Origin of the sequence: Pseudarthrobacter sp. NPDC058196, assembly GCF_042882685.1 — a bacterium.
In the GTDB taxonomy this organism is placed as follows: domain Bacteria; phylum Actinomycetota; class Actinomycetes; order Actinomycetales; family Micrococcaceae; genus Arthrobacter.
Map to the genome: position 1 here is coordinate 39,459 of NZ_JBHVVN010000013.1, position 15,866 is coordinate 55,324.

Annotated in this window: 16 protein-coding genes; 10 read left to right on the forward strand and 6 right to left on the reverse strand. The window is 67.1% G+C overall.

What is annotated here, in order from left to right:
* Nucleotides 1-29 precede the first annotated feature (29 nt).
* Nucleotides 30-785, reverse strand: coding sequence for a YoaK family protein (locus tag ACFVVC_RS18235; protein ID WP_387456400.1), 756 nt, complete (start codon nt 783-785; stop codon nt 30-32).
* Nucleotides 786-951: 166 nt separating this feature from the next.
* Between ACFVVC_RS18235 and ACFVVC_RS18240 the strand changes: the two genes are divergently transcribed.
* Complete coding sequence (locus ACFVVC_RS18240; RefSeq protein WP_387456403.1) at nt 952-1,218, forward strand: hypothetical protein; 267 nt, start codon at nt 952-954, stop codon at nt 1,216-1,218.
* A 1-nt stretch (nt 1,219) separates the two neighbouring features.
* Here ACFVVC_RS18240 and ACFVVC_RS18245 read toward each other — a convergent pair whose 3' ends face one another.
* From ACFVVC_RS18245 to ACFVVC_RS18255, 3 genes are all read right to left on the reverse strand, one after another.
* A complete protein-coding gene (locus ACFVVC_RS18245; protein ID WP_387456406.1) occupies nt 1,220-2,449 on the reverse strand; it encodes an amidohydrolase in 1,230 nt (409 codons plus the stop codon).
* Between the two features lie 92 nt (nt 2,450-2,541).
* Complete coding sequence (locus ACFVVC_RS18250) at nt 2,542-3,921, reverse strand: MBL fold metallo-hydrolase RNA specificity domain-containing protein (RefSeq protein WP_387456409.1); 1,380 nt, start codon at nt 3,919-3,921, stop codon at nt 2,542-2,544.
* 163 nt (nt 3,922-4,084) lie between these two features.
* Nucleotides 4,085-4,279: a hypothetical protein gene (locus tag ACFVVC_RS18255; protein ID WP_387456412.1), complete on the reverse strand. Its 195-nt coding sequence runs from the start codon at nt 4,277-4,279 to the stop codon at nt 4,085-4,087.
* A gap of 579 nt (nt 4,280-4,858) precedes the next feature.
* Between ACFVVC_RS18255 and ACFVVC_RS18260 the strand changes: the two genes are divergently transcribed.
* The 8 genes from ACFVVC_RS18260 to ACFVVC_RS18295 all read left to right on the forward strand — a co-directional run bounded on the left by ACFVVC_RS18260 (nt 4,859) and on the right by ACFVVC_RS18295 (nt 13,532).
* Nucleotides 4,859-5,920, forward strand: a complete 1,062-nt coding sequence (locus ACFVVC_RS18260; protein ID WP_387456414.1) for a LacI family DNA-binding transcriptional regulator — start codon at nt 4,859-4,861, stop codon at nt 5,918-5,920.
* Nucleotides 5,921-6,244: 324 nt separating this feature from the next.
* On the forward strand, nt 6,245-7,687 hold the full coding sequence (gene argH, locus ACFVVC_RS18265) for an argininosuccinate lyase (protein ID WP_387456417.1): 1,443 nt from the start codon (nt 6,245-6,247) through the stop codon (nt 7,685-7,687).
* 66 nt (nt 7,688-7,753) lie between these two features.
* Nucleotides 7,754-8,671 carry an amino acid ABC transporter permease gene (locus tag ACFVVC_RS18270; RefSeq protein WP_387456420.1) on the forward strand — a complete coding sequence of 306 codons (918 nt, stop codon included), beginning with the start codon at nt 7,754-7,756 and terminating at the stop codon, nt 8,669-8,671.
* Complete coding sequence (locus ACFVVC_RS18275) at nt 8,668-9,435, forward strand: amino acid ABC transporter ATP-binding protein (protein ID WP_387456422.1); 768 nt, start codon at nt 8,668-8,670, stop codon at nt 9,433-9,435. Before ACFVVC_RS18270 ends, ACFVVC_RS18275 begins: the two co-directional genes overlap by 4 nt.
* A 29-nt stretch (nt 9,436-9,464) precedes the next feature.
* A complete protein-coding gene (locus tag ACFVVC_RS18280; RefSeq protein ID WP_387456425.1) occupies nt 9,465-10,337 on the forward strand; it encodes an ABC transporter substrate-binding protein in 873 nt (290 codons plus the stop codon).
* The gene (locus tag ACFVVC_RS18285) at nt 10,334-11,194 is read left to right on the forward strand and encodes a polysaccharide deacetylase (RefSeq protein WP_387456427.1); all 861 of its coding nucleotides are present in this window, start codon (nt 10,334-10,336) and stop codon (nt 11,192-11,194) included. The genes ACFVVC_RS18280 and ACFVVC_RS18285 overlap by 4 nt, the downstream gene beginning before the upstream one ends.
* Nucleotides 11,191-12,099: a polysaccharide deacetylase gene (locus tag ACFVVC_RS18290; RefSeq protein ID WP_387456430.1), complete on the forward strand. Its 909-nt coding sequence runs from the start codon at nt 11,191-11,193 to the stop codon at nt 12,097-12,099. Before ACFVVC_RS18285 ends, ACFVVC_RS18290 begins: the two co-directional genes overlap by 4 nt.
* Nucleotides 12,096-13,532 (forward strand): MmgE/PrpD family protein, encoded by a 1,437-nt coding sequence (locus ACFVVC_RS18295; protein WP_387456432.1) that lies wholly within the window; start codon nt 12,096-12,098, stop codon nt 13,530-13,532. The genes ACFVVC_RS18290 and ACFVVC_RS18295 overlap by 4 nt, the downstream gene beginning before the upstream one ends.
* Here the strand turns inward: ACFVVC_RS18295 and ACFVVC_RS18300 are convergent.
* Both ACFVVC_RS18300 and ACFVVC_RS18305 read right to left on the reverse strand, forming a co-directional pair.
* Nucleotides 13,525-14,007, reverse strand: a complete 483-nt coding sequence (locus ACFVVC_RS18300; RefSeq protein ID WP_387456435.1) for a MarR family winged helix-turn-helix transcriptional regulator — start codon at nt 14,005-14,007, stop codon at nt 13,525-13,527. The two genes, ACFVVC_RS18295 and ACFVVC_RS18300, sit on opposite strands and share 8 nt — an antisense overlap.
* Nucleotides 14,007-14,423, reverse strand: a complete 417-nt coding sequence (locus tag ACFVVC_RS18305) for an SRPBCC family protein (RefSeq protein WP_387456438.1) — start codon at nt 14,421-14,423, stop codon at nt 14,007-14,009. The genes ACFVVC_RS18300 and ACFVVC_RS18305 overlap by 1 nt, the downstream gene beginning before the upstream one ends.
* A 306-nt stretch (nt 14,424-14,729) precedes the next feature.
* Between ACFVVC_RS18305 and ACFVVC_RS18310 the strand changes: the two genes are divergently transcribed.
* Nucleotides 14,730-15,857 carry a methyltransferase gene (locus ACFVVC_RS18310; RefSeq protein WP_387456441.1) on the forward strand — a complete coding sequence of 376 codons (1,128 nt, stop codon included), beginning with the start codon at nt 14,730-14,732 and terminating at the stop codon, nt 15,855-15,857.
* Nucleotides 15,858-15,866: the final 9 nt, after the last annotated feature.

Genomic DNA, 15,866 nt, shown 5'->3' on the forward strand with positions numbered 1-15,866 from the left:
CGATGGCGGGATGACCGCAGAGTCCACGCCTACGCAGTGCTCTTCGGAGGGCTTTCGACGGCGGCACCCGGGCTGGGTGCCGCCGTCGCCGCGTCATGCCCGTGCTTGGGGACGGTGGTCCGCCCGAACAGGGCGACGCAGAGGGTGAGCAGCGCTGTCAACAGGACTCCGAGGCCCAGGTGGAGGTGCACGCAGCCTGCGCCGACCGCGGCTCCGGCCATGATCAGGCCCACTGCGGCAAGGCGCCGGCCCCAAAAAGGGTGCGTCCGGGCGCCAAGGTGAGAATCGGCGGCCAGTCCGGTGATGGTGGACGTGACCACCACGGTGGGGACGTCCTTGACGTTGAGATGCCGGGCGGTGGCGGCCTGCACGCCCATGGCAACCGCCAGGGTGCCGGTGATGGCCACGGTGGCGGTTTCGCTGCTCCTGGGGTTCGCGCCGCTGAGCAAGAGGATGGCCACCACGGCCATGACAGTGCTGACGCCCGCCAGAAGGACGGTGGTGCGGTGGTTCCAGCCGGACTTTGTGGGCCGCAGTGTCCGGCCGGCAATGAGGGCGCCGGTCATAAACCCGGCCAGTGCCACGATGGGGCCAAGGATCGGGAGGTTGTCGGCGCCCAGCAGGGCCATCCCCAGGATCACCACGTTGCCGGTCATGTTCGCCGTGAACACCCGGTCCAGGCCCAGGTAGCCGACGGCGTCGAGCACCCCGGTGGAGAACGTCAGGACCAGCATGAGCACCAGGTGCAGTTTGGCCGGATTGGCGGGGGAAGTGCTGGCGGGCATGCGGGTGCCTTTCGTGGTCCGGGTCCGGAGGGGATGCTCGCGTGGTGAGGGCGGCCCTTCCAGTATGCGCCGGACCGTTGCCGGCCGCGGAACCGGGGTGCCGCCGTCCGGCGTTGCGAAGGGGTGGCAGACTTGAGGCTGCTCCCACGACCGAAAGCAGCTTCCCTTGATTACCTTGCACCAGGACGCCGAAGGCTTTATCCGGATGAGCCGGCACTACCCCGCCAGCGTCCGCATCCGGATCCTTTTCACCGATGGCAGTGCCGGTGAATTCTCCGGCCGGACCCTCAACAACGCTTACGATGCTGCGCTCGCGGAATTCCGGGCGAAGAACGGGCTCGACGCGCGGGGGTTCAACCGTGCCCCTGCCGGCCGGACCAACTCCGGCAACACCGTGGACTACGTTCCGGTCCACCCGGGCATGGGGGAGTAGCTCAGGCCAGCTGCAGCCCGTCCGCCACCACGGTGCCGCGGTGGATCACGGTACGGCGGGGGAGCTTGTCCATCACGGCAGCGGTGACGGTGTCGCCCTCCAACAGCACCAGGTCCGCCGGGTCTCCCACTGCGAGGCCGGGCCGGTCCGCCACGGAACCAAGCCGCGGTGCGGCGGGGTCGAGGACGCTGGCCCCGCCGATGGTGGCCACGGCCGCGCAGTGCTCGATCAGCTCATCCGCCCGGAACCTGTTGGTGAACGCCAGCTGCCAGGTCCGGTCCAGCATGTCCGCGTTGCCGTACGGGGACCAGTAGTCGCGCTGGCCGTCCTCGCCCAGGCCTACCCGGACGCCGGCGGCGGTGAGCTTTTCCAGCGGCAGCGGGGTTGCCGGAGCAACGGTGGCCACGGAGACATCCAGCTCGGCCATCTCCGCCAGCAGCAGGTCCAGCTGGCCGTCGGGCAGGTCCGCGAGGGCGAAGGCGTGCGAGAGCGTCACCATCCCCTGCATACCCAACGCCCGGGTGCGCTCCAAAATCAGTTCGATGCTGAACAGCCCCAGCTGGCCCGGCTCGTGCAGATGGATGTCCACGGGCGTGCCGTACTTTTCGGCCAGGCCAAAGACGATGTCCAGGTGCTTGACGGGGTCGCGGTCCAGCGCGCAGGGGTCGATCCCGCCCACCACGTCGGCGCCGAGCTTCATCGCCTCGTCCAGTATCTCGGCGCTTCCCTGCTCGCGCAGCAGCCCGGCCTGCGGAAACGCGATCACCGCAACGTCCGCCCGGCCCCGGTGCGTTTCCCGGGCGGCGAGGACCGCCTCAAAACGCTCCAGCCCGGCGTCGGCGTCCACCTGCGCGTAGCTGCGCACCCGGGTGGTGCCGCGCCCGATCATCGCGCCCAGCGTGTGCGTGGCCCGCTCGGTGATGGAGGCTTCCGCGTCGCGCCAATTGTTCCGGTCGTTGAGCATCATGTTCCACACCCCGGGCGTTCCGGTGTGCGGGCGGAACGGCAGCCCCAGCCGGGTCGAATCGAGGTGGACATGGACGTCGGAAAAAGACGGCAGCAGGATCCGGCCGCGCCCGTCCACGACGCCGGCACCTGGCGCAGTGCCCGCGCCCGCCGAAGCAGCCCGTTCCACGGCAACGGGCCCGACGGCGGTGATCACCCCGCCGTCGAGCGTCACGTCTGAGGCGTCCCCGCCCCAGGGGCGGACGTTGCGGAGAATGAGGGTCATGGGCGCGGTCCTGTCGTCGGGGGTCGCGGGAACGTCCGCAAACGGGCGGCGGAAGACCGTCCCGGTCAGGCAGGGCGGCGCTCTTTAGTGTATTAGTGCGGCCGCTCCAGCGAGACGGTTTCCATGTGCTCCGGCACCCGCACCTTCCACCCGAGTTCGCGCTTGATGCGGGCCCGGAGGGCGTCAGACGCGTCCGCCTCCCCATGCGTCACATAGGTCATGGCCGGTGCTTTGGGGGCGGCCTTCATCCACTGGATCAGTTCGTTCGCATCGGCATGCGCGGAGAGTCCTTCGATCTGGATGACTTCCGCCTCGATCCGCACGTCCCGGCCATAGATCCTCACGTGCGTGTCCCCGGCAGCCAGGGATGCTCCCCGGGTACCGCCGGCCTGGTAGCCGCTGAGGATGATGGCGTTGCGCCGGTCCTGCCCGTAGGCCTCGAGGTGGTGCAGGATCCTGCCGCCGGTCAGCATCCCGCTGGCGGAGATGATGATCATGGGCCCGCCGCGGAGGTTCAGCAGCTTGGAATCGTCAGCACTGCGCACCGGTTGGGCAACCTTGTACATGGCCTCGAACTCGGGCTGACTGAGCCGGTGTTCCGCACGGTGGCGGTGGTACATGTCCGAGGCGTCGATGGCCATGGGGCTGTTCAGGTAAATGGGGATCGGCGGGATGGCATGCCTGGCCAGCAGGCGCGAGAGGTGCAGCAGGATGGTTTCGGCGCGCCCCACCGCGAATGCGGCGATCATGACCACGCCCTGCCGCTTGCTGACCCGGTTGATGATGGCGCCGAGCTCGGCTTCGGGATCGCCCTGGGGGTGCTCCCGGTTGCCGTAGGTGGATTCCGTGACCAGCACATCCGCCGGTTCCAGACCGCGGGGCGGGTACATGACGGGATCATGGGCGCGGCCCAGGTCACCGGTGAAGTGGATGGTGTGTCCTGCAACGTCGAGGTGCACCTGGGCGGCACCGAGGATGTGGCCCGCGGGAAGGAACGTGGCTTTGATGCCGCCGGGCAGGCCGAACGTCACATCGAACTCCTGGGCCCGGAAGCTGTTGAGGGAGCGCACGGCGTCTTCTGCGGTGTACAGGGGTGCGGGCGGATGGTGCGTGGAGGATGACCTGTGGTCCGCGAATCTGGCTTCTTCCTCCTGGAGGTAGCCGCTGTCCGGGAGCAGGAGCTTGCACAGTTCAGTGGTGCCCGGTGTGGCGTAGACCGGCCCGCGGAATCCGTCGCGTACCAGGGCGGGGATGTACCCGCTGTGGTCCAGGTGGGCGTGGGTGAGGACCACGGCATCAATGGCTGCCGGGCTCGCCTGGAACGGGACGCGGTTGCGGTCGCGGAGGCGTTTGTAGCCCTGGAAGAGGCCGCACTCCACAAGGATGCGGTGCCCCTGGGAACGGACCAGGTACCTGGAACCTGTCACCGTATCCGTTGCGCCAAGGAATTGCAGCGTTGCTGGTTGGGCCACGTCAGCCTCCCGCGAAGAGCGACGCTTTGGGTTTGCCGGGCATGGGTTCCTCCACCTTCCGCCACCGGAGAAGCCCGAATGGGCCGGTGGCAGGTCCAGTACACACCTGCCCCGGAAGCGGCAACAGTGGCGAAAGGCCCGAGCAGCCGCCCTCGGCGCTGGGCTAAGCCCGGCTCTCAGTCCGGGATGCCGGGCTGACCGTGCCCGGCTCCCGGTTGCCCTGCGCGTAGTAAGACCGCAGGCCATGCTTCACGGCCAGCCGGACGATCCAATACAAAAGTGTTGCGCCAAGCGCCAACGGCACCAGCACTACAGCCGCATTCAACAGCATCCACGCAATATCCACAGTGTCCCCCATGTGAGTTGTCCATCAAGCCTCTCATGGAGCCTGGACGTTGGTGGGAAACTACTGCGGGCATTGCCTTGACGCGAGGGCGGCGAGATCGTGGATAAGGCGCCGTACCTCATGCTCCCGGTTCCTGGCCCTGGAAGGCTGGCCTTGGATGGGCGCGAGCCTGGTGCGTGGGGGAGCGGGGACAGGCCGCGGGTGGGTTGCCGGTGCCGCTGGCACCAGTAACTGGGACACGGGTGGTTTGGCCGTGCTTGCGTGCTCTGCCGCATCCGATGCGTTGCAGCTGGTGCCTGAAGATTCATCCGTGAATTTCAAGAGGGACCCCCTTGGGCGAGCTTGTCTGAACACCATAGGGACCTGTGCTGCGGCGGGGAAGGGGATTTATCCATGACGGGGATTAATTGCGCGAATCTTGAGATCACTCAGTGCGTGCGGGGCCTCGGCCGGCCGGAGCGTGGGCGGTGACCCGGCGGGAGGCCATCGCTTCCCGGAGGACAATCGACAACCGCTTCTGATCAAATCGATGAAACCGGTGTCAATAGACCGCGTTCCATTGAGCCGGAAATTCTGGGGTAAATTTCTTGAATGGAATCTCGACGGTATGGCAGCGCCACTTTGCTGGATGTCGCGCGCATGGCCGGCGTCTCCCGGTCCACCGCGGCCAGGGCCCTTGGCGGCTACGGCTCGGTAAGCCATGAGCTGCAATCGATGGTGGCGGCGGCTGCCGAAGCGTTGGGTTACCGGGGGAACGCCCTGGCCCGGAGCGTCAGTTCGGGACGCTCGCACACCATTGGGGTGGTCATCAGCGACATCGAGAATCCACACTTCGCCAAAGCCGTCCGGGGCATGACCGATGCCGCCAAGGCAGCCGGGTTCGACGTCATTCTGGCCAATACGGACGAGAACCTGGATGCGGAACGGGCGGCCGTCCAGGTGTTCCTGGACAAGCGGGTGGATGGGCTGATCGTAGCCTCCACGAGTCGAAGCGACTCCGCGCATTTGCTGGACGTGGTGCGGATGGGCCGCCCGCTGGTCCTTTTTGACCGGCGTCCGGACAACGTGGAAGCCGACTGGGTGGGGACGGACTGCTATGCCGACGCGACCGCGGTCATGGAGTACCTCATCGGCCGCGGCCACACGAACATCGTGTTCCTTTCTGCCACCACAAAGACGCCGGAGGAGCTGGAATCCGGGCATCCACTGCCGATTTCAACCATCGCGGACAGGGTGCGCGCCGTCCGCACGTCGGCCCGGGCAGCGGGGATCCGGTACGAGTTCATTTCCGACGCCATGTCCCCGGAGCGGGCCCACGAAATTGTTGCCTCCCTCCTGCGCCGCCCTGACCGGCCCAGCGCCGTCATTGCCTCCTACAGCCGCCTGGCGCTGCCGGCGTTCCAAGCCATCCGGGAGGCAGGCATGGAGGTTCCCCGGGACATTTCCCTGGTCTGCCTGGACGACGCTGAGTGGATGACCGTCAGCAGCCCCGAGGTGACTGCCGTTGCCTTGCCCGCTTATGAGTTGGGGCTGAAGGCGGCGGAGGTCCTGGTTGGCCGGATCGAGCACTCGGGTCCGGACCAGAGGGACCATCTGCTGCCGGCCACGTTCACGGAGCGTGGCTCCGTGGCGAAAATTCCCGCACGCGCGTAACGGCAGGGCAGCTCCTCCGGGGGCTCCTGCGCCGCGTGACGTCCTGTTCCTTCAGCGTGCCCGGGTGCACCGTCGCGCCTTCCGGACCCGTAACAAACACCAGGTTCTCCGGTCACCTGGAGCGGAGGGGTGGTCAGGATACCGGTGTCTCAGCCGCAATGATTTATCTCTTGAAACCGGTGTCTAGAAATCGGCGTCATCAAATTAATAGCTGCGAAACAAAGCGGAAATCATTGACAGCTAGGGTTTACCCCAGAAATACTTTCGTTGCACCAAGTGATACGGATCACTTCCCCGGCAGACTTACCAAGGAGCCATACGCATATGCAAGAACAGACAAAGCTGTGGGGCGGCCGGTTTGCTGGCGCCTCCAGTCCCGAGCTCTCCCGCTTCTCACGGTCCGATCCGCGGTACTTCCGGATGGCCCCTTACGACCTGCACGGTTCCCGGGCGCACGTGCGAGAACTCAACCGGTCCGGCCTCATCGATGACGCCGAGCTCGCGCTGTTCCTCGACACGATCGACCTCCTGGCCAGGGACATTGACGCGGACCTGGTCCACCCGCAGGAAGCGGACGAAGACGTCCACACCTTCCTTGAGCGGCTGCTGATCGAACGCATGGGGCCGGTGGGCGGGAAGATCCGCGCCGGCCGCTCCCGCAATGACCAGGCCGCCAACGACCTCCGGCTCTACATGCGGGACAAAGTCCGGTTGATCGTCGACCTCCTGGTCGAACTGGCCGAGGCGCTGGGCTCCCAGGCAGACCGGCACCTGCACACACCGGTCCCGGGATTCACCCACCTGCAGTCGGCGCAGCCGGTTGTGTTCGCGCACCAGCTGCTGGCCCACGCCCAACCCCTGGTCCGCGACCTGGACCGGTTCCGGGACTGGGACCGCAGGGCAGCCGTCTCGCCCCTGGGCGCGGCGGCGCTGGCCGGCTCCACCTTCGCCCTGTCTCCGGAACTCGCGGCCCGGGACCAGGGCTACGATTCGAGCGCGGAAAACTCGATCGATGCCGTGGGAAGCCGCGATGCCGCCATCGAGTTCCTGTTCGTCTGCTCCCTGACGCTCATCGATATCTCGCGGCTCTGCGAGGAGATCATTTCCTGGGCATCCCAGCAGTTCCGGTGGATCACCATGGACGATGCCTACTGCACCGGCAGCTCGATCATGCCGCAGAAGAAGAACCCGGACATCGCCGAACTCGCCAGGGGCAAGGCAGGCCGGGTCCTGGGGGACCTCATGGGGCTGATGGCTTCGGTCAAGTCGCTCCCGCTTGCCTACAACCGGGACCTTGCCGAGGACAAGAACGCAGTCATCGACGCGGTCGAGACCATCGAGGTCGCCCTTCCTGCCTTGTCGGGGCTGGTGCGGACGTTCTCTGTCAACGTCGAGGAGGTCCGCCGGCAGGCAACGGCCGGCTACACCCTGGCCACCGAGGTTGCCGACTGGCTGGCGCGGCAGGGAATTCCCTTCAGCGAGGCGCATGAGATTTCAGGAGCGCTGGTGCGCTTCTGCGAGTCACACGGCCTGGACTACGACGACCTCACTGATGACCAGCTCGCCGCCGTGGATTCGCGGCTGACGCCGGATATCAGGGAGGTCCTCACCCTTGAAGCTGCCCTTGCGGCCCACTCCGGGTTTGGCGGTACCGCCCCGGAACGAGTCGCCGAACAACTGACGCGGCTCCGGGCGAAGCTGGACCAGGCACGAAGCTGGGCGGCCGACTACCAGGGGCTTCGCGTCCCGTCCGGCGCAGCGGGCTGACCCGTGGCGCCCACCAACGCCGGTCCCCGCGGTGACCTTGAAACCCTCCACGATCAGGAAAACGCCATGAAGACTCAACCAGCGCCCGGCATCACAGGCACTGCAGCGGCAGATCTGAAAATCGTCCCGCGCCGCCATATCGGGAGGTGGATTGGTGCCGCGGCCGTGGTGCTGCTCCTGGTTTGGCTGGCCGTTTCTTTCTCACGGGCCAAGATCAACTGGCCCACCGTCCAGCAATACCTGGCCGTTCCCGTGCTGATCCAGGGGATCGGCGTGGCCCTGGTCCTCACGGCCGTCGCCATGGCGATCGGCTTGGTCCTTGGCGTGGTCACCGCCGTGATGCGGCTGTCGAAGAACCCGGTGGTCTCGGGCGTCGCGTGGCTCTACATCTGGGTCTTCCGCGGCACCCCGGTGTACCTGCAGCTCCTGATGTGGTTCAACCTGGCCCTCATTTTCCCGGTGATCGGCATCCCGGGGCTCTATTCGGGCCGCATGATCGACCTCCTGACCCCCTTCGTCGCCGCCTCCATCGGCCTGGGGCTGAACCAGGGCGCCTACACCTCCGAGGTGGTCCGGGGCGGCATTCTCTCCGTTGATGAGGGGCAGACGGAGGCCGCGCAGGCTGTGGGCATGACGCGGCTGCAGGCCATGCGGCGGATTGTCCTGCCGCAGGCCATGCGGGTCATCATTCCGCCGGTGGGCAACGAGGTCATCGGGATGCTGAAGACCACGTCGCTGGCCTCCGCGATCGGCGTGAGCGAGATCCTTTCCGAGGCCCAGCACATCTACTACGTCAACAACCGGATCATGGAGCTCCTGATCGTCTGCGCCGTCTGGTACCTGGGCGCCGTGTCCATCCTGAGCATCGGGCAGTTCTATTTGGAGCGGTTCTTCGCCAAGGGATCCTCAAGCCGGCAGCTGCCCATGACGCCCGTCCAGCGGCTGTCGAGCATTTTCGGTACCAACAGGAAGGCACAGTCATGACCACCAACGTTCTGGTCCGCGCCGAAAACGTCCACAAGAGCTTTGGCCTCAACGAGGTCCTCAAGGGCATCAACCTCGAGGTCAACAGCGGCGAGGTGGTCTGCCTGCTCGGTGCCTCAGGGTCCGGAAAGAGCACCTTCCTGCGCTGCATCAACCACCTGGAAACGCTGTCCAACGGGCGGATCTGGGTAGGGGACAAGGTGGTGGGTTACCGCCAGGACGGCAACCGCCTCTTTGAGCTCTCCGACAAGGAAGCCGCCCGCCAGCGCCGGTCCATCGGCATGGTGTTCCAGCGGTTCAACCTCTTCCCCCACATGACCGTGCTGGAAAACATCATCGAAGGCCCGGTCCTCGTCAGCAAGGTCAAACCGGCCGAGGCCAAACGGCACGCCTCCGAACTGCTGGCCCGCGTGGGCCTGGAAGGACGCGAAGGGTCCTATCCGCGGCAGCTCTCCGGCGGCCAGCAGCAGCGCGTGGCGATCGCCAGGGCCCTGGCCATGAAACCCGAGCTGATCCTCTTTGACGAGCCGACGTCGGCACTGGACCCCGAACTGGTGGGCGAAGTGCTGGACGTCATGAAGGACCTCGCAAAATCCGGCCTCACCATGATCGTTGTGACCCACGAGATTGGCTTCGCCAAGGAAGTGGCCGACCGTGTGGCGTTCATGCACGGCGGCGAAATCGTCGAAATCGGCCCCCCGGCCGAGGTCCTGGGCAACCCGCAGCACGAGCGGACCAAGGCCTTCCTTTCCCGCGTCTTCTAAACATCACCCCAACCCCTTTGGAGCCATCCATGAAGAAGTTCACCACGGCCGCCCGCGTTGCGGCCATCACCGCAGTTGCAGCGTTCGGCCTCACAGGCTGCGTCGGCGGCGCCGAAACCACCGCGGACACCAGTGCCGGCACCACCGGCCTGCCCCAGGCCATCAAGGACGCCGGGAAGATCAGGATCGGCCTGTCCCCGGACTTCCCGCCCATGGAGTTCCGCGACTCCGACAAGAAGCTGGCCGGCGTGGACATCGAGCTGCAGCAAAAGCTGGGCGAGGCGCTCGGGGTTCAGGTCGAAGTGGTGGAATCGCCCTTTGACCAGCTGATCAACTCCGTCCAGACCGGCCGCGTGGACCTGGTCATGTCCGGCATTTCGGACACCGTGGAACGGCAGAAGACGGCCGACTTCGTGGACTACTTCAAGTCTCAGGGCCGCCTCTACACTTCGGGCACCCGGGCCGGCGAGTTCAAGCAGGAGAGCGATCTCTGCGGCAAGACCCTCGCGGTGAGCGGCAAGACCGATTACTTCGAACAGGTGAAAACGCTGAGCAAGACCATCTGCACGGACAAGGGCCTCCCGGAACTGAGCATCCTGCCCACGGACTCCGGTGCGGCCGCGCGGCTGCAGATTGACCAGGGGCGCGTGGACCTCGCCGCCCAGGGCGCCGAGAACCTCGCCTACTTCGACAAGACCGATCCCGGAAAGTACGCGGCCGTGCTCGATCCGCTGCCGGCCAAGCCCTTCGGCATCCTGATGCAGAAGGACAACACCCAGCTGGCCAACGCCGTCAAGGACGCCCTGACCAAGGTCACGGACAGCGGTGACTACCAGAAGATCCTGGACAAGTGGGGCATCGGCTACGGTGCCATGAAGCCCGAGATCAACGGGGTTAAGTGAGCCAGCAGTCCATGGAGGCGGGGGCGGCGGTGCGGTGGCCGGAAGGCAAGCGCAGCGCCGTCGCCCTGGCCTTCGATCTCGACGGGCCCACCGGCGATGCCATGCTGAAAGGCACCATCTGGACCCGGCCGGAGTACTTCACCCAGGGTGCCTACGGGCCATGGCGGGCCCTGGACCGGATCCTCCGGCTCCTGGACGCCCATCAGGTCCCGGCAACTTTCTTTACCCCCGCCTGGGTGGTGGAAACCTGGCCCGAACAGTGCCGGCGGATCGTGGAGCACGGCCACGAAGTAGCACACCACGGCTATAAACACGAAAAGTACTGGGACCTCCGTACCGACGAACAGCGCCAGGTGATCGAGGCCAGCCAGCGGATCTTCCAGGACGTCCTGGGCACCACGGCCGTCGGTTTTCGGACCCCGTCCGGTGACTGGCGTCCCGAGACGCCCGCCCTGCTGGCGGAGATGGGCTTCCTCTACTCCAGCTCCATGCGGGGCGATGACCGGCCGTACCTCCACACCGGCGGGAAGCTCATCGAGATCCCGGCCAGGTCCGACATGGACGACTACGCCTCCCTTGCCTACACCACCAACCCGGACTGGCCCTCCGGCGGAGACCGGATCGCCGGCTACGAGCCCACCCTGGACAACTGGACCAGGGAGTTTGACGGGTACCACGCGGAGGGGCTGTGCCTTTCCACCATCTTCCACCCGAAGGTGGTGGGGAAGCCCGGCCGGGCAGCGCTCCTGGACCGCTGGATCCGGCACATGAAAGATGCCGACGGCGTATGGTTCGGCACCTGCACGGAGATCGCCACCTGGTGGCAGCAACAGCACGGAACGGAGCAGGCAGCATGACGTTCACGCAGGAACCGCCGGCGGCCCGCTGGCCCGGAGCGAACCGGTGCGCCTTCGTGGTCACCGTCGGATTTGAAGCGGAACTGTCGGTGCTCGCGGCGGCGCCGGACGCCGTCGACCGCGCCAAAAGCCTGTCCGTTGGCCAGTACGGCGCCACCCGCGGCGTGGACCGGCTGCTGGCGGAGCTTGGGCGCACGGGCACCACGGCGAGCTGGTTCATTCCCGGGGCCAACCTCGGCACCTACCCGCGCCAGGTTGAAGCCGTGGCGGCCGCCGGGCATGAACTTGCCAACATGGGCTGGGTGCTGGAGGACCTTGGGCTGCAGACGCTGCCGGAACAACTGGACAGCATCGGCCGGGGCCAGGACGCTTTCGAGGCGCTCCTTGGCGTGCGGCCGCAGGGCTTCCGGGCGGGCCGCGGATCAATGGCGCACGGCCTGCCCGCTGAACTGCTGGACCTGGGGTTCACCTGGTCCTCCTCGTGGCACGGCGACGACCTGCCCCATTTCCATGCCGGCCGCGCTGCAGGACTCGTCGAGGTCCCACGGCACCACGAACTGGACGACTTTCCCTATTTCGTCTTCAACCTTGACCCGCCCATCCCCAAGGGCAGTCCGCGGATCGCGTCCAGCCGGGAGGTGCTGCGCAACTGGATCCTGGAATTCGAGGCCTACCGCGCCGAAGGGCTTTGCTTCGTCCTGACCCTGCATCCGGAGATCATCGCCACTCCCGGGCGGATCGGGATGCTCCGGGAGTTCCTGGGCCATGTCCACGCGTACGGCGACGTCTGGCACGCCACCGGCGGGGACGTGGCCCGGTGGTGGCGGGAGACCGCTGCGCCCAACAGCCCTTCGCACCCGGCAGAAATCTTCCATTCCCTCACCCATGAAGGCACCCCGGCATGAGCCCAGAGCTGACAGCATCCGAACGCATAGCGGACTTTCTCACGGCACTGCGTCCGGCGGACATCCCTCCCGAGGTCCTGCACCGGGCGAAACTCCACCTGCTGGACACCCTGGGCGCAGGCATTGCCGGGGCGGCGTCGCGGGAAGTCCACCTCAGCAGGTCAGCGCTCGCCGCAGCGCACGGAACCCCGTCGCCCGGAACGGGCTCGCCGGTGTGGGGCACGCCCGCCGGGCTGCCGCCGCTGGCGGCCGCCTTCGTCAACGGCGTGGCGTGCCACGCCTTTGAGCTGGACGATTCCGGCGGGTGCGACCACTCCGGGGCCGTGGTGGTTCCGGCCGCGCTGGCCGCCCTGGCCGTCCGGGCCGGCGGTTCCGCGGGCGGAGCGGACGACGGCGGCACGGGAGTTGACGGCGGAAGGTTCCTTCACGCCGTCGTCAGCGGGTATGAGGTGGGGCGCCGGGTGCAGGACGCCCTGGGCGGCTACGACCCGGTGAACAACCAGGGCTGGCATTCCACGGGGGTGACCGGCACGTTCGCGGCCGCGGTGGCGGCGGGTGTGGTCCTGGGGCTTGATGCGCCGCAACTGGTGTCCGCCATCGGCCTGGCCGGCTCCTTCACCGGCGGAACCTGGGCTTTCATCGGGGATGGGGCCATGTCCAAGCGCATGCATGTGGGGCGCGCGGCCGAAGCCGGTCTGAACAGTGCGCTGCTGGCCAAGGCCGGGTTCACGGGGCCGCGGGATGTGTTCTCTGCGCCGTGGGGCAGCTTCCTCAAGCTCTACGGCCAGCCGGGCGATGTCCAGGAGTCGCGACTTTTTGACACGCTGGGGGAGGACTGGCAGGTCCAGCGCGCGTCCATCAAGCCGTATGCCACCTGCAGGAGCACCCACTCGGCCATTGACGCGATCCTGGAGCTCCGTGACCGGGGGATCACCGCGGAGGTAACGCAGAAGATCACGGTGCGGACCAGCGCCCTCATCGCGGACATGTGCGGCACCGCCGATGTCCGTTCCCTCGTCTCGACCCAGCTGAGCATGCAGTTCGCCCTCGCCGCCGCGCTCATGCACGGCACCGTGGGACTGGACCAGGTGGCGGAGCAGGGCCGGAACGATCCCCGGCTGAGGGAGCTGATGGGCCGCATCCACGTGGAAGTGGACCCGGAACAGCACGGCGGATCGGCCGAGCCCTTCCTCAGCGTGCAGACTGATACGGATTCGTTCGGGGTGCAGGCGGTCAAGGCAAAGGGGGCCGCCACCAACCGGCTCAGCGACCAGGAGACCATCGGCAAGTTCGAGGGGCTGGCCGGCACCAGGCTGCCTGGCGACCGCGTGAAAGCCATCAGCCGGCTGGTGCTGGGCCTGGAATCCGTGGACGACGCCGGTCCGCTCCTTCGCCTGCTGGCGGCAGATTCGGAACCCGCCGTTCTTACCTAGACCGTGCCTCGGGTTGCGTGCGGTCAGCGACGGCCGTGGGCGGTGTGCCAAGCTCGGGCCGGGCCAGGCGCCGGAGCAGGGACACGGCATCGTCCACGGGAACAGGTTCGAAGAACCTGGCATCAGCGAGTTCGACGGCGGCGATGGCCCGGGGAGCCAGCTCGGCTCCGGCGCTGGTGACGCGCAGCCGTTTGGCCCGGGTGTCCGCCGGATCGACTTCCCGTTCGATGAGTCCCTTGCCCTCCAGGGCGCGCAGGACTTGGGAGGCCATCTTGACGTCGGTGCCCGCCTGCCTGGCGAGGGCCAGCTGGTTGGGGTGCTCGCCCTGGTTGTTGAGCCACCATGCGCAGGCGAGGAGCACGAACTGGACGTGGGTGAGATCGAGCGGGGCCAGTGCTGCGGCGATGTCCCGCTGCCAGCGCAGCGTGGCATGCCAGAGCAGGAATCCGGGGCTTTCGCCGGGGTTGAGCGGCATCAGCCGCCGGCCATCTTGACCAGCGCGGCCATGGTCTCGGGCCAGTCGGCGGTGATGCCGGGCCCAATCTCCGGGCCGGCCTCGTCGGCGCCGTCGCCGGTGATCTCCATCCGGTACACCACCCGGATCCGGTCCTGGCCGGCGGGGTCGATGCGGTGGGTGGTGCGCAGGAGCAGGCCGCCGAAGCGGGCCTCGTCCACGAACCGTTCGTTTTCGACGGCCTCGGCGATGACCAGGGGGATCGGATCGTCCCCCGGGGGCGTCATCAGGATCTGGGCGCCTTCGGCGAAGGGGCCGTTGATCTCGATCTTCTCGATCTCCCCGTTCCAGGCGCCCCAGTTCTCGACGTCGGACCAGAGCCGCCAGACGGCTTCTGGCGTGGCGTCGGTTTCGATGCTGTGCTCGTATTCCCACATGGTGTCCTCCTCAGAAGATGGTCTATACAAAGATTATCTATGCACAGACTATTTCTTGTCCAGAGGGGAATCCGCAGGTTTACCTGTACCCTGACACAGTAGGTCAAGGGCTTCAGCTCCCCCCGTTGACCAAGCCCGCGTTTGCTGCCGGCGGACGGTCTGGACTTCTGGCAGCCTCCCCTTTCGACGTCGTCGAACCCCCGCTGCAATCGGCCCGAATCTGATCGCCCCAACATCTTGGAACGGATCTTCATCCCTACTGGCACCCCAGCTCCGGCGGAAGTCCCGCCCTCCGACCCCACACCTTTGAACACAACCGCGGCGGCCGGGCACGTGACCTGGATGGACGCCGGCACCGGGATGGCCGCGCGGTGGCGATCGGCCAACGGCAGGCCTGCGCCCGGGCGGGTGGAGGTGGTGGGCGACGCCCTCACGGCCGACGACGCGTACCGCATGGCATCACAGGGGATCGCGATGCTCTGGCACGGAGACTTCCACAACGCGCGGCAGATCCTCAACGCCCTGGACCGCCGGATAGGCGCCGGAAAGAAGGCCAGCGGCACCCCTGCCGAGCAGTTCTATCGGCACCGGCAGGCCGCCTCGCACCGTGCACGAATCCTAGGCCTGCTGCTGATTCCCCTCGATCCGGGCCCGGTGGTGCCGCTGCGCCGCGCACCGGACATCCGCGAAGCCGCCGCGGCAGCGTACGGAGACATAGGAGAATCTTCCGTGGTGTCCCTGCACGAGCTTGTCGGGGCCATCGGCGCCCACGAGTGGCGCCGGACCGGGGTCTACGTCGATGCCCTGCAGGACCGCATCCATCCGCATTACGGCACGTTCTTTCCCACCCGCAGCGAGTATGTGGATCTCGTGGCAGCGGCCGCGCTGCCCGCTGACACGCTCGCGTTCGACGTCGGAACAGGCACCGGAGTGCTCGCCGCCGTCCTCGCCCGCCGCGGTGTCCGCCGCGTGGTGGCGACGGACAATGAACCGCGTGCCATCGCCTGCGCCGCGGAGAACTTCCGGAACCTCGGAGTCGAGGACCGAGCGGAGGCAGTGCTGACCGATATGTTCCCGCCCGGACGGGCACCGCTGATCGTATGCAACCCGCCCTGGATTCCGGCCACGCCGCATTCCAGCCTGGACAGCGCCGTCTACGACCCCGGCAGCAGGATGCTGTTCCGCTTCCTGAACGAACTACCCGGCCACCTGGAGCCGGACGGTGAGGGCTGGCTTGTCCTGTCCGACCTGGCCGAGCACCTGGGCCTGCGTTCGCGCGCGGACCTGCTGGCCGCCATCGAAGCGGCCGGGCTGAAGGTGACGGAGCGGCTGGACACCAAGCCAACCCATCCCAAAGCATCGGACCGCGACGATCCCCTGTTCGCGGCGCGGTCGGCCGAAGTCACGTCACTGTGGCGGCTTCTCAGCCAATAGTCTCAAGGG

Bases quoted from the DNA above. Each gene is read 5' to 3' on its own strand.
- ACFVVC_RS18235 (WP_387456400.1), bottom strand. From the start codon at position 785: ATGCCCGCCAGCACTTCCCCCGCCAATCCGGCCAAACTGCACCTGGTG.
- ACFVVC_RS18305 (WP_387456438.1), bottom strand. From the start codon at position 14,423: ATGTGGGAATACGAGCACAGCATCGAAACCGACGCCACGCCAGAAGCC.
- ACFVVC_RS18270 (WP_387456420.1), top strand. From the start codon at position 7,754: ATGAAGACTCAACCAGCGCCCGGCATCACAGGCACTGCAGCGGCAGAT.
- ACFVVC_RS18275 (WP_387456422.1), top strand. From the start codon at position 8,668: ATGACCACCAACGTTCTGGTCCGCGCCGAAAACGTCCACAAGAGCTTT.
- ACFVVC_RS18290 (WP_387456430.1), top strand. From the start codon at position 11,191: ATGACGTTCACGCAGGAACCGCCGGCGGCCCGCTGGCCCGGAGCGAAC.
- ACFVVC_RS18255 (WP_387456412.1), bottom strand. From the start codon at position 4,279: ATGGGGGACACTGTGGATATTGCGTGGATGCTGTTGAATGCGGCTGTA.
- ACFVVC_RS18300 (WP_387456435.1), bottom strand. From the start codon at position 14,007: ATGCCGCTCAACCCCGGCGAAAGCCCCGGATTCCTGCTCTGGCATGCC.
- ACFVVC_RS18260 (WP_387456414.1), top strand. From the start codon at position 4,859: ATGGAATCTCGACGGTATGGCAGCGCCACTTTGCTGGATGTCGCGCGC.
- ACFVVC_RS18245 (WP_387456406.1), bottom strand. From the start codon at position 2,449: ATGACCCTCATTCTCCGCAACGTCCGCCCCTGGGGCGGGGACGCCTCA.
- ACFVVC_RS18280 (WP_387456425.1), top strand. From the start codon at position 9,465: ATGAAGAAGTTCACCACGGCCGCCCGCGTTGCGGCCATCACCGCAGTT.
- ACFVVC_RS18295 (WP_387456432.1), top strand. From the start codon at position 12,096: ATGAGCCCAGAGCTGACAGCATCCGAACGCATAGCGGACTTTCTCACG.
- argH (WP_387456417.1), top strand. From the start codon at position 6,245: ATGCAAGAACAGACAAAGCTGTGGGGCGGCCGGTTTGCTGGCGCCTCC.